Source organism: Treponema sp. OMZ 838 (assembly GCF_000775995.1).
Lineage (GTDB): Bacteria > Spirochaetota > Spirochaetia > Treponematales > Treponemataceae > Treponema.
In genome coordinates this window covers 501,776-515,243 of sequence record NZ_CP009227.1, presented here as the reverse complement: position 1 = coordinate 515,243, position 13,468 = coordinate 501,776, and the positions used below count along the sequence as shown (strand labels likewise).

Here is a 13,468-nt window from a genome sequence, read left to right as displayed (position 1 = left end):
CTATTGCTTTGTATTGGAAGCTTTTATATTAAGATATTTAATCGGGTCTACAACATCGGAACCGATATGTACTTCATAATGTAAGTGCGGCCCGGTCGAAATACCGGTTGTTCCGATATATCCGATGGTTTGTCCCTGCTGTACATACTCGCCTCTGGTAACGCGGTAAGACTGCATATGTGCATAGCGGGTGTAGAAACCGTGTTTATGCTTAATAATGATATAATTTCCCCAGCCGGGGTCGAACTCTACGGTAACAACCTGTCCGTCGGCAGTCGCCACGATCGGGTCTCCCGAACGATAAGTTGAAAGGTCGATACCTTTATGAATATACCACTGACCGGTAAAAGGATGCCGGTTTTGACCGAACGCCATCGAAATATGCCCGATGCCGCCTTTAATCGGCCAGAGACTCGGAATATCGGAAAAGAGAGTCGTCTGCATATTAAGGAGTTTTCCCATTTCCTGTACCGGTAAAACGGCATCGTTAAGATATGAAGTCAGTTGCTGCAACTCCGCAGCTTCTTTTAGAGAGCCTTCCGCAACTTCATGCATATTAAATAGAAAGGATAAGTCGCCGTTTGCCGTTTGTCCTGCCGGTGCAGCGGTCTTTAAACCGAGTGAAGAAAACGTTGTGGTAAGCGCTGTTTGAAAATTCCGTGCCGTTTTTAAAAGCTCATTTGTTTCATCCCGTAATACATCCAGGCTTGCCTGTGCTTTACGGGCTTCCTCTTTGGTAGCGGAAAGATCTTGTACCGATGCCGCTGTTTTGTGTGCAAACCAAAAGAATGAAGAGAAAAAGCCGATCGCGATAATCAGTGTAAAAAGTAAGCTAAAAATACTGGTTTGAAAGTTTAATACTTTTTTCTGCGAATGGGGTACGATCATAATGGTCAGTTTTTTCCGACCGCCGGCAATGATACGCTGAAAAAAATGCAAAACCGCTTCAGCTGCTTTCCTTATCTTTTTTGAGATGTATCGTACAATATTGTTTTCAGTTTTCTTATATCCTCGTGTTCGAGACACTTTTTTGCCCCTCTTTATATAAAACTATTGAAAAAGTATACCAATTAACAGGCTACCTGTCCAGCATTCGCATTCAGGGAAAACGTAGCAGACTAATTTTTACAGCCCGCAGAATAATGGAGACCGTTCAACCAGAGTTGAACCTCTTCGCGGTTCAAATGGTTGCCCAATCTCCATTATTCTGCGATATTTATCCCATTGGCCTGCTACGTTTTCCCTTCTTTCACAATAAACTGTGCGAAATTTTAATAAAAAATTTCGCACATACTGATAATTCAAAATTGAATTATCAGTATGTTTCTTCCATTTGGATAAATTCGGCGCGGACTTTGGCGAGCCGTTCCAATTCCCGTGTTATCGTGCGTTCATAGTTAAGTTTTTTTTGTGCGATTCGCTCCCGTTCATCCTCCCAATACTGTAGGTCGGTTAAGAAAAGAAACTGAAACTTCCGCACATTTGCTTTTTCCGCCCAGAGTGTTGCTTCTTTCCAATAAAACAAGGCGGTATTATAACAATCTTCGGCCATTTTTAAGCTTTCGATGTTTTGCTCTTTCCACGGCGCATTATAAAAATATGCGACCTGTTTATCATATTTCATACCGAGCCTGAGGTGCTGTTCTACCATTTTCAGGTTTAAGTGCATCATAAACAGGTACCGGTATTTTTCCCAATCCGTTTTATCGTTGATCTTTCCCAATGCATACAGGGGATTACAAAAATCCGCATTAATTGCCTTTTCCAGCCAATAAATGTTCTCAAGCGTATCATCGGGATACTGCTGATAATGGATATGGTAGAGCTTATAATACTGCTCTTTATACGTTACAAAGTACGCAGGCAGCAGCGCCGTTTGCGCGAACGAGAAAAAAAGTAACACTGCGGATAAGCAAAAACGCCTTTTCATCCCTCATACTATCGGCAGATTGTGCACAATACTCCAGATTTTTTCGTGAATTTCTGTTATCGATTGAGCAGCGTCGATACGGATAATCCGCATATCCGGTGCCGTTCCCGCATAATACCGGAGAATAATCTGATATTCGTCCGCAACTTTTTGCTGAAACGTCTCTTTTTCGTATATTTCCCGCGGGATATTCCGTTTTTCGATTCGCTCCATCGCAGTTTTTGCCGGCAGGTCAAAGAAAAACAGGTATTCGGGGAGCGGAAACGGCGCATTGATTGCCCGTGCCAGTTCTTTTCCGGCAGCCAAACCTTGGTAGGCAAGGCTGGAAAAAAAATACCGGTCGGAAAACACCGCCTTCCCCGCTTTAAGCTGCGCTAAAATACCTTCTTTACCGTATATATGCTCACAACGATCCGCTCCGAAAAGGTAGGCTATCGTTTGAGCATCGAAGTCTACTGTACCCGAAAGCGCCCCGCGGATTAACTTCCCAATGGAGCCATCGGTGGGTTCACAAGTAAACAGTACGGCATCTTGCCGCCCGCGGGAAGCAAACGCTTCTTGTAACAACCGTATCTGGCTCGTCGTCCCCGTCCCGTCCAGCCCCTCAAACACCACAAAATTTTTCAAAATCATCTATAGTTTTTCCTTTTTGTGCGAAATTTTAGATAAAATTTTGCACATTTTTCTACAGAAAGGCAATCGTATCAGACAAAAAATAACCTTTCCATTAGCCTTTTGAAAATAGATGGTGTAGATACAAGGAGTTAGCTGAAAATAAAGCGGAGACGTATTTATATACGTTGAGCATTTATTTTCAGCGTACGACGCAGTAGATGCGCCGTATATTTTCAAAAGGAAAGGTTGAACAGCCTCAGTATTCTGCGGGGAAATTTAAAGAAGTCTGATGCGTTTATCTTCCTTTTGCATGAAATTTTAGACAAAATTTCATGCGGTTTATTTTAAAAAGAGGGCAATCGTACCAGACAGATAAATATAAATCGCAGAAACAGGAGGTTGTGAGACCATTTGAACCGCGAAGAGATTCAATTCTGGTTGAACAGCCTCATTTATTCTGCGGGGATATTTGACACAATGTCTGGTACGATTGCCCTGACTTTTGCCCTCGTCTATCATAGCAATTTCTTTTCTGATATAATAGCCCTCCGATGAAACCTGCGGTACGGTCTAAAATAGAATTTTTACTATTTTTATGTATACTTGTATTCTCTTTTGCGATGCTCCGTCCTCTGATGCAGACGCTGGAAAAAAAATTGACGGCAGTGCGTTCGGTAGTTTTGACGGAATTGGAGCAAACATACAATATACGTCTGTCCTACGAATCGCTTTCTCCTTCGATTTTGCGGTCGGTTTCATTACGGAATGTAAAAGTCTATGACGCTGAACATAATATGGAAATGGCTTCTTTTGAAGATTTTTCCATCCGATACCGATTCTGGGCGCTCTTATGGGGGAATACTGCCGAAATTTTAGATTCCGTGAATATTGCCGACGGATTTATAGACATAGACTTAGTGCACAATAAAGCACTTGCCGACAAGCTTAACGCGGCGATGGATGCTCAACCTTCCGTTCAGTCATCTGCAAATACCGAACAGATTCTTTCTTTTCTTTCCTCTCAAATGCTGAATGTGCATGTTAAAAATGTCCGTTTGAGATTTAGGAATGCTGTGCACGATATTGATGCAAAAATAACGGAAGGCTATTTCGGCATCAATGCGGAGGCATTAACGGTCAGTCTGAGCAGTACGGCTTTCTACCGCAATGCTGATTATACAGCCATCGGTCAGGCCGAAACGGGTCTTACTATCGAAGGAAAGTTTAACAAAAATTTGACTGCCGGTTCGGCTGTTGCCGATTTTTCTCATATTTCCACCGATCGTTTCGGTATACACCGGGTAAAACTATTTGCTGATTATCGTGATCAAGTTTTTACCTTTAACACTATGCAAGATTTTCAGCCCGTTGACTTTACCGCAAGCTGGAATATTGCAACAAACGATATAAACGGACGGTTTAGCTGCAAAGATTTTGCTCCTTTGCAGTCCGTGAGGGTATATAATGCCCCCAAAAGTATCGCCCAATTCGCTTCTATAACAATGTCCGGCAATGTTCAATTTGCGCTTTCGGGGCAGCATATCCAATGGGATACCGATTTAAGTTTCGATCTGCCGCCGTTGACGTTCTCTTCATACCGGCTTGCATCTTCTCGCTTGCAGCTTGCGGCGGAAGGAAAAGATGCAAAGATAGATGTTTCACGGCTTTCATTATCAGGGGCAGATGTAGATATTTTTTCCGAATTTACTTTTAACCTCAACACCATGATTCCTACCGGAACGGCTGCCATAAGACGGTTTAACCTTCCGTCCGGCGCTTCAGCGGCTGCAGATTTTCAGTTTTTTACGCGAGGAAAGACCTTCTTTTGCAAAATACCGAAATTGACCGCCGGCGAAGGAGCCCTTCATAACATCACTTTAGCAGTTAATCCTTCGGCCCAGAAAGCCGATTATACCTTATCGGCCGAAGACGGATATGGAAAGTATCGTTTTGACGGCTCTTATATTTATAACGAAGGCAGCAGCACTTCCGCTTCTCCTCATTTTGTAGAGCTGCATGGAACATTCGACGCTGTGGGTATCGGTACAATCTGCAGCTTTATTGAAGCGGCCTTTCCGGGTGTCGATATACCGCATGAAGCCGTTGAATCGCTCCAATGTACAACCGAATTTTATATTTCGAGTGATTTACGCAGTTTTTCATATAATTGCACCAGGTTCGTCTTAGTTTCAAACATACTGAATGACTTTTATGCACTGTTATCGGTAAAAGGCAATCAATCTTCCTTTGCATTGACCGATATCGAACTATCCTACAAAAATATGTCCGTTCGCGGAAATATCAATGCCGAATTTGAGCATTTAAGCGATATTATTTTTACCAGTTCTTTAGCGATTAACTCGATCGGTTATCAGGTGCAGGGAGTCTTTTCTCAGAATGTTCTCAATATTTACGGTGACTATGGTCTTGCAATCAGTGCTCTTTATGAAAAAGGTTCCGGCTTCAAAGGAACCGTCAAAACCAATGAAATACCGCTGCCTTTTTTGCCCCTCTTTTTAACCCTGGATTCGGAGTTTCAATATCATAATCGTACGGATTGGCTTTATGCTATCGATAACGGGTACGTCAGTTATGGTACACCTGTTTCATTTGCTCCGGCAAAGATTGGCTTTAAGTTTATGGGAAAAGCAGATCCTTCGGGATTGCTTTTGACTGAAGTAAAACTTGGCGATGACGACGCGCTGACCGGTACGCTGGCCGTAACGACAGCTTCCGCATCTGATAGTGAAGGCGGACAGAGCTACACTGCTGCGATGAATCTCGTTTCCCCCGATGCCGCCGAAAAACTTGAGTTTGCAGCAAAGCTTGATCTTTCAAGCGGAGATATCCGTGCAGACGGCTCGCTTAAACTTGATGCCATTTCGTTGGCTCGCTTTTTATACACGCAAGGAAAGCAGCATGCGGTGTCGGCGGATGTGGTGTTTTCGGCCGCTTCGGATTCCTTTTTAGCTCGATTGGATTTGTCTCAACTTTCGATGCTTGTTCAGGGAGAAGATTTGAACCTGGCCGGTTCCCTTATGATAGAAGATGAAAAAGCGGATCTGAATATTACCCGGCTTAAATGGGGTACGCATGAGGTTTCCGATATAGCAGGTAATTTTTCACTCGCTGAAATGTCCGGAAGGCTCGAAGCCGATTATGCCGGTATGATTGCCGACAAACAGCTGAAGGCGCATATCGGTACTGTGTATACCGGTGTACAACCTGACGAAAAAGCTCAATCTGCGCTGCTTTCCCGGCTCAATAACGTAACAAAGCGCTTTACGATTAATATTTCTTTGAGCGATTGGCAGTTCGGTGACTTTAAGGGAAAGAATACGGTGCCGCTTTCTATGATCCGTGATCCGGGGGTTACCGCGTTTTATGCCGGAAAGAATGATGATATAACCGGCTTTATTTTAGACGATGGGGTTGTTTCGCTCCAATTGGCGGAATCTCTTCCGCTCAAGTTTAATTTGGACGGCACGGTAAAAAAAGATGCTTTAAATTTGCAAGTGTCGGGTATCCGTGCTGACGTTAAACGAATATGGGATATAACCGGTTTGGATTATGTACTCTTTTACGGCGGAACGCTTACAGGGGATTTGACGATCGGTGGCAAACCGATGGAGCCTGAGTTTAACGGGAAATTAGTCGGGCAGAATATAACCGTCAATTCTCCCCGCTATGCACCGGAGGTCTATGGGCCTGTTTTACTCGATATCATTGCGGACGGTACGGGGCTTGAGGTACCGTATACCGTATTGAAAGGGCCTTCGACGGATATTTGGGCGCGGTGCACCGCAGAATTTTCGGGTTGGATTCCCAACAATATTTCAGTTCAATGTGGAACGCTGGGAACCAAGATGGGGGTATTTAAGACCGATAATATCCTGTTCAAAGCGGACGGTCTTGTCGGCTGTACCGTTGAGATAAAGGTAACACCTACGCTTGTCGGCGTATACGGCTCCGCAACATTCGATTCAGGCTACTTTGTGTTTAAATTTGATAATCTTGATAAGTTCAATGCCGAATATGGAGGGGAGAGTAATATTGCTTTTGATATGAAGCTGGATTTACAGTTTGGTCATAAGGCCGAATTCCGCTGGCCGACTGCAGATTTTCCAATCTTAAGAACACTTGTTCCTACCGATTCTCCACTTTCACTGATTGCCGATGCCGAAACCGGTAACTTTACAATGAAAGGTGATATAAAAATGCGGGGAGGAGAAGTTTTCTATATTAAGCGCAGTTTCTATATCCGTGAAGGTTCCATCTCCTTTGCAGATGTGGCTAAGGAAATTGAACCGTTGGTAACATTAAGGGCAGAAATCCGCGATCGTGACAGTAGCGGTGAACCGCTCCGGCTTGTCTTGACGGCAAAGGATCAGTCATTATTCAGTTTTAATCCGGAAATCAGCTCGGATCCGCCCCGTTCTACGAATGAAATTATGCAGCTATTGGGACAAGTGGCTATCGGCGATACGGGGAAAGATAATCTATGGCAAAATCTGTTGGTTTCCAGTTCCGATATTCTGGCACAAGTAGGTTTTCTCAAAAAAGCGGAAAGCAAAGTCAGGGATTTTTTAGGGTTGGATGCTTTTTCTTTCCGCACGTTGTTGCTGCAAAATGCTATTTTTGGTAACCTGTTCGCTGCAAACCAGAATACTGTTTTAACAATGAGTAACTATCTTGATAATACAAGTGTTTATATAGGGAAATATTTCGGTTCGGCGATCTATGCGGATGCGCTGCTGCACTTAAGCCACTATGATTCCAAATCGCTTAAAAACGGCGGCTCAAAGCGTCCTGTTTATAAGGATCTTTTATTTCAACCTGAAATCGGTTTGGAAATGGCAACACCCTTCTTCTTGCTTCGTTGGTCGGTCGCCCCTACAAAACCGGATACCTTATTTGTAGGAGATGCTGCATTGACTTTTTCATGGAAATATTCATATTAAACTCAATACCCTCAAAGAGGGTATTGCCGTGCAGTTCAAAAATGCTCGGCGGTAATCATATTGTTGATAAGATGATGTAAATGAGATAGAGGAGTCTTTAATGTTAAAAAAGGTGATAGCCGTAACGGTACTCATGTTATCCTTCTGCTTTTTATGGGCACAAGCTCCCGATAATTGGTATGAAAACAAACCGATAACAACCATCGTTTTTCAGGGGTTGAAGAGCGTATCAAAAACCGAAATGGACGGTATTTTTGATTCATTTAAAGGAAAGCCCTTTTCTGATGCAACGTATTCGGAAATACTGCAAAAATTATATGCGCTTGATTATTTTTCCGACATTGTGCCCAAAGCGGTTCCTGCCGACATCGATTATCAGTATGTTCGGCTTGAATTTGAAGTAACCGAAAAGCCTGTCGTTACCCTAATAAAGGTAACGGGAAATTATCAAATTTCGCGCGGCGATATTTTATCCAAGGTACTGTTGAAAAAAGGCGATATCTACAATGAGATAAAAAAGAATGCCGACGAACAAACTATCAAAAATTACTATATAGAAAAAGGTTATGCATCCGCCGTTGTGAATTCAAATGTGTCCGAAAGTCCCCAAGGCGGCGTTATCCTTGAATTTACCATTACGGAAGGAAAGCAAACGATTGTTTCCGAAGTTGCCTTCCAAGGGAATACCGCTGTCGGAGAAAAGGCTCTAAAAGGTGTCCTTCTTACCAAACCAGCCAAATTCCTTGTCAAGGGAATTTTTCAAGAGAGTCTGCTCGCAGAAGATAAGATAGCTATACAGCAATTTTACGGTGAACGCGGTTATATCGATGCTCATGTTGAAAATATTGTTAAGGATATAGATTCAGAATCCGATCCGCAAAAGAACATGGTAAAGCTGACATATATCATTATGGAAGGCGAACAGTATACTTACAACGGAACTTCTTTTGAGGGAAATAAGATTTTTTCTACCGAAGATTTAAGTGCAAAAATAAGACTGGCACCGGGCAGTGTTTTGAATATGACTCGATTTGAACAGGGGTTTCAAGCCATCGCCGATATGTATTTTGAAAACGGTTATACTTCGAATTATATTGCAAAAGCAATGCAGCGTGATTCGACCACTAAAAAAGTATCATTCGTGATTACTATTGTTGAACGAAGTAGAAGTCATATCGAAAATATTATTATCCGTGGTAATGCACGGACAAAAGATTATGTTATACTTCGTGAGCTCCTATTTGAGCCGGGAGATGTGTTTTCAAAATCAAAATTTACCAATAGTTTGCGTAATTTATTTAATTTGCGTTATTTTTCTACGGTTGTTCCGGATGTACAGCCCGGTTCCGAGCAGGATTTGATCGATGTCATCCTCAATGTTGAAGAGCAGTCGACGGCAAGTATTCAATTCGGAATTACCTTTTCGGGTATTTCGGATGCCGACAGTTTCCCACTTTCGTTATTTGTGCAATGGCAGGAACGGAACCTTGCAGGACGCGGAAACGAACTATCGGTTAATGCGACTGCGGCAACGGATAATCAAACACTTCAACTCGGTTATGCTGAAAACTGGTTTCTTGGCTATCCGTTGACGCTTGGGTTTGATTTATCGATTACGCATAAATCGTTGTTTGATTATCAGGATATGGTATTCCCTTACGGGCCGTTTAAAAATAAAGAAGAATTTGAAAAGAATAAAGACTTGGCAAATGCTTACCGGATGCGATATGACCGCTTTGAAACAACCTTCGGCGTTCATACCGGATATCGATGGTATAACCGTTTCTTTACAACTACGCTGCGCGGCGGTGTAAACTTTTCATTGGTCAAGAACTTCTATGATACGTCTCTCTATCGCGCAGCTGATCCGACGATACGGCAGCAGGAGGCTAAATGGCGGCTCAGCAACTCGTTTTGGACGCGGCTTTCGCTTGACGGGCGCGATATTACCTATGACCCAAGCAAAGGCTGGTTCCTGAGTGAACAAATCTCTTTCTTCGGTCTTATACCAAAAGTTGAAGATGAATATTTCTTCCGTTCCGAAACAAAAGCGGAAGCATATATTACTCTTGTCGATTATCCTGTTTCTGAAATTTGGAACCTCAAATTTGTACTGGCCTTTTATACGGGTTTCTCGTTCCAGATACCGATGCCGAACAGCCTCATCGGAGATAGCAGTAAACTCGCTATTGATGGTATGTTTACCGGCCGAGGCTGGCTGACGCTGGGATCGACCGGCAAGGGGAATGTGCTGATCAACCATTGGATAGAATTTAGATGGCCATTAGCGCACGGTATTCTCTCCTTTGACTTTTTTGCTGATGCGGCCGCCGTCAAAAAGGATTTGGCCGATTTAAAAACCTTTAAAATTGATGATTACTATTTCAGCTTTGGGCCGGGATTGCGCTTTGTTATTCCTCAATTCCCGCTGCGGCTGATGTTTGCAAACACCTTTAAAGCACAGAATGGTAAGCTGGTGTGGGGAAACGGAAGAGGAGCCGATTGGCGCTTCGTATTATCGTTTAATGTACCTAACCTATAAGAGGAGCAAATAGATGAAAAAATATGCTTTTATATTATTCTGTCTTGCTGCAGGTGCCGTTGCACTATCCGCGCAGCAGATAACCCGTTTCGCAGTTGTCGATACTTCCCGTATTTACTCTACTTTTTTGCGGGATTCCCGTTCCGTTCGCGACTATCAGGCAAAACAGGTAAAGTATCAAGCTGAAATACAGCGGATGTCCGATGAAATTATTGCCCTTCGTCAAAGAAAAGTAGATGCGGAAGCAATCGGAAGAGTCGATGCCGTCCAAAAATATCAGGCTGAAATCGACGTAAAGACAAGTTTCTTGCTTGAATATTCCAAGGCATGTAACGATGAGTTGGCAATGCTGCGGAAGAGCTTGGTAAGTGATGATGTATTTTATTCCCGCCTTTATGCCGCAATTAAAAAGATTGCAGAAAGTCAGGGGTATACGATGGTACTAAACTTACAACAGGGCGAAGCAATTATCTGGTACAGCCCGACTGTCGATATTACGGAAACCGTTATCCGAGAGCTCAGTTCAAACTAATATGACAAAACCGGCGTCGCTCACCCCGATGATGCAGCAGTATCTCTCAATAAAGGCGCAGTATAGAGATGCTGTTCTCTTTTTTCGCTTAGGCGATTTTTATGAGATGTTCAATGATGATGCACTTGAGGTGAGCAAACTGCTGAATTTAACGCTGACACAGCGGACGGGAAGTCCTATGTGCGGCATTCCTTATCACGCTTCACGTATTTATATTGCGCGTCTGCTGCGCGCCGGAAAAAAAATTGCGATTTGCGAGCAAGTTTCGGATGTCGTCCCCGGAGAACTGACCGAACGAAAGATTGTAGAAGTGATTACCCCCGGTACCGCTACGGGGGAAGATTTTCTTGATCAAGGACAAAATAATTACCTTGCTGCCGTTTACTGTACACCGAAAGAAATTACCTGCGGCGCCGTTACGGACGTATTTATCGGGTTTGCCTACCTTGACGTCAGTACGGGGGAATTCTTTGCTACTTCTTTTCCGCGTGCCGATTTTACAGAGCAATTCAAAAAAGAACTCGGCCGTGTACAGCCGCGGGAAATCCTTATTCAAATATCGCTGGCCGATTCGGTGCCGGATTTAAAAACCTTGTGCGGAGAATATCCGCAGATGCTGCAAAACCTCTATCCCGACTGGCATTTTTCCGCCGCGTCCGCAGAAAAGCGGCTGTGTGCGTGCTTCGGTACCGAAACCCTTAAATCTTTTTCTTTAACGGCAGCGTCTCCCGAATTACCGCCGGCAGGGCTGCTGCTTCAGTATTTGGAGCAAACGACAGGAGCGGCGCTGCCCCATATTACAGGTATAAAGGTATACCGCGACTCTGATTTTGTGATGATGGATGATGCGACACGTAAAAACCTTGAGCTGCTGCAAAATCTGCATGACAATACGGATTCTTTTACCCTGTTTGAAACCGTCAACTATACAAAGACGGCAATGGGGACGCGCCTTTTGCGGCACTGGCTTTACCATCCGCTGCGAACCGCCGAAGAAATAAACGCACGGCTTGATAAAACGACGCTGCTTTTCCGCAATGAAAAGGCGCTCGCTGCCGTGCGGAATACCCTTGCGGCAGTGCTTGATATCCACCGGCTTACCGGCAGGGTTGCCATGCAGCGGGCTCACGGAAAGGATCTGTTAGGAATTAAGCAGAGCCTTAAAGCCTGCATCGAACTTGCCCGGCTGAGCAAAAGGAACGGCCTCTTTTTTTTACAGCTGCCGCAAAAACTGAGCGATGATATGGAGGGGATCTATACGCTTCTGGATAACAGCATCGCCGAAGATTGCCCGATTGTCCTTTCAGAAGGCGGACTGATTAAGCAGGGCTGGTCAAAAAAACTGGATGAACTGCGCGATACGCGGGATAACGCCAATAAGCTTTTAGAAAACTATTTGGAAAAAGAGCGGGAAAAATCGGGGATTAAAAACTTAAAAATCAAGTATAACCGGTTAAGCGGTTATTTCCTTGAGGTAACCCACGGCAGCCTTAAAACGGCAGAAATTCCTCAGCATTTTATTAGGCGCCGCTCGCTGACAACCGCCGACCGTTTTACGACGGAAGCATTAAGCAAACTTGAAACAAAGCTGAACGATGTCGGCGAAAACATTATCGCGTGCGAAAAAGAGCTGTTTTTTGCAGTACATACGGAAGTATATAATCGAATTGACCTATTGCATCTTCTTGCAAAAGAAATTGCAGAATTGGATGTGCTTCAATCCTTTGCATATACTGCAGCGCTTCATGCATGGGTAAAACCGGAATTTTCCGCCGACGGGATTTTGGATATCTGCGAAGGGCGGCACCCTGTCGTAGAAAACCACTTGCCTACAGGCGAATTCGTGCCGAATAGCATACGGCTTTCTTCTTCTGCCGCTTCTGATATCCCTTCGTTTGCGCTTATTACCGGGCCTAATATGGCCGGTAAGAGCACCTTCTTGCGGCAGACTGCCCTCATTACGCTGCTTGCTCAGGTCGGTTCTTTTGTGCCGGCTGAAAGAGCGCTGCTTACCCCCGTCGATTGTATTTTTTGCCGGGTTGGCGCCAGCGATAACCTCGCCCGCGGGGAATCTACCTTCCTCGTCGAAATGACCGAAACTGCCTATATCTTGCGGAATGCCTCGGTTAACAGCCTCGTTATTATGGACGAAATCGGCAGAGGTACTTCGACGGGGGACGGGTTTTCAATCGCGCGGGCGGTAAGCGAATATCTTTTGCATACGATCGGTGCAAAAACCCTCTTTGCAACTCATTACCATGAGCTGGCTCAACTTGTCCATCCGCGGCTGCAAAAGCTTTGTTTGGATGTGTTGGAAACCGAAGGAAAAATCGTATTCTTAAAGAAGGTTATCGAAGGGATCGCAGCCCATTCATACGGGGTGCACGTTGCGGAACTTGCCGGACTGCCGGAAACGGTTATACGGCGGGCGACGGAGCTGCTGAACGCACAGGTGCCCGGTACTACCATACCTACGGACTTTACCGTGCCGGAGAAGCAGAAAACGAGTCCGGAAAAGAATCTCTTTAGTGATGAAGAAATGGTTATCAACGAAATCCTTTCTACAAACGCCGACGAAATTACGCCGCTTCAAGCGCTGCAAATGATTATCCGTTGGAAAAAAACGCTCTTTGCCGGGTGCTCCTGAGCCTTGCAATTTTCAGCCGTTCTGATTATGATACGGGCATCACACATATCAAGGAGTATGATTATGGCTTATAAGATCTCCGATGCTTGCGTCAATTGCGGTGCATGCGAGGGCGAATGTCCCGTAGGTGCTATCAGTGAAGCAAATGGAGCACGAGTTATCGATGCTGATGCTTGCATCAGCTGCGGTGCATGTGCCGGCGTTTGTCCTACGGAAGCAATTTCCGAAGAATAACGTGTAG

At 44.4% G+C, this 13,468-nt stretch carries 8 protein-coding genes; 5 read left to right on the top strand and 3 right to left on the bottom strand.

Annotated elements, in window-relative coordinates:
• The 3 genes from QI63_RS02285 to tmk form a co-directional block, all read right to left on the bottom strand.
• On the bottom strand, positions 1–1,026 hold the full coding sequence (locus tag QI63_RS02285) for a M23 family metallopeptidase (protein ID WP_044013525.1): 1,026 nt from the start codon (positions 1,024–1,026) through the stop codon (positions 1–3).
• Between the two features lie 289 nt (positions 1,027–1,315).
• Positions 1,316–1,930: a hypothetical protein gene (locus tag QI63_RS02280; protein ID WP_044013523.1), complete on the bottom strand. Its 615-nt coding sequence runs from the start codon at positions 1,928–1,930 to the stop codon at positions 1,316–1,318.
• Between the two features lie 3 nt (positions 1,931–1,933).
• Complete coding sequence (gene tmk, locus QI63_RS02275; RefSeq protein WP_044013521.1) at positions 1,934–2,563, bottom strand: dTMP kinase; 630 nt, start codon at positions 2,561–2,563, stop codon at positions 1,934–1,936.
• 617 nt (positions 2,564–3,180) lie between these two features.
• Here tmk and QI63_RS02265 point away from each other — a divergent pair.
• The 5 genes from QI63_RS02265 to QI63_RS02245 all read left to right on the top strand — a co-directional run bounded on the left by QI63_RS02265 (position 3,181) and on the right by QI63_RS02245 (position 13,461).
• Entirely contained in the window at positions 3,181–7,506 is a 4,326-nt protein-coding gene (locus tag QI63_RS02265) for a translocation/assembly module TamB domain-containing protein (RefSeq protein WP_235619753.1), read from the top strand.
• A gap of 100 nt (positions 7,507–7,606) precedes the next feature.
• A complete protein-coding gene (gene bamA / locus QI63_RS02260) occupies positions 7,607–10,048 on the top strand; it encodes an outer membrane protein assembly factor BamA (protein ID WP_044013514.1) in 2,442 nt (813 codons plus the stop codon).
• Between the two features lie 13 nt (positions 10,049–10,061).
• Positions 10,062–10,580 (top strand): OmpH/Skp family outer membrane protein, encoded by a 519-nt coding sequence (locus tag QI63_RS02255; protein ID WP_044013513.1) that lies wholly within the window; start codon positions 10,062–10,064, stop codon positions 10,578–10,580.
• A 1-nt stretch (position 10,581) separates the two neighbouring features.
• The gene (gene mutS / locus QI63_RS02250) at positions 10,582–13,227 is read left to right on the top strand and encodes a DNA mismatch repair protein MutS (RefSeq protein ID WP_044013510.1); all 2,646 of its coding nucleotides are present in this window, start codon (positions 10,582–10,584) and stop codon (positions 13,225–13,227) included.
• A 63-nt stretch (positions 13,228–13,290) separates the two neighbouring features.
• Positions 13,291–13,461 carry a DUF362 domain-containing protein gene (locus QI63_RS02245; RefSeq protein WP_044013508.1) on the top strand — a complete coding sequence of 57 codons (171 nt, stop codon included), beginning with the start codon at positions 13,291–13,293 and terminating at the stop codon, positions 13,459–13,461.
• Positions 13,462–13,468 lie beyond the last annotated feature (7 nt).

Coding starts and splice junctions, on each gene's coding strand:
- QI63_RS02280 (WP_044013523.1), bottom strand. CDS start 1,930: ATGAAAAGGCGTTTTTGCTTATCCGCAGTGTTACTTTTTTTCTCGTTC.
- tmk (WP_044013521.1), bottom strand. CDS start 2,563: ATGATTTTGAAAAATTTTGTGGTGTTTGAGGGGCTGGACGGGACGGGG.
- QI63_RS02265 (WP_235619753.1), top strand. CDS start 3,181: ATGCAGACGCTGGAAAAAAAATTGACGGCAGTGCGTTCGGTAGTTTTG.
- bamA (WP_044013514.1), top strand. CDS start 7,607: ATGTTAAAAAAGGTGATAGCCGTAACGGTACTCATGTTATCCTTCTGC.
- QI63_RS02255 (WP_044013513.1), top strand. CDS start 10,062: ATGAAAAAATATGCTTTTATATTATTCTGTCTTGCTGCAGGTGCCGTT.
- mutS (WP_044013510.1), top strand. CDS start 10,582: ATGACAAAACCGGCGTCGCTCACCCCGATGATGCAGCAGTATCTCTCA.
- QI63_RS02245 (WP_044013508.1), top strand. CDS start 13,291: ATGGCTTATAAGATCTCCGATGCTTGCGTCAATTGCGGTGCATGCGAG.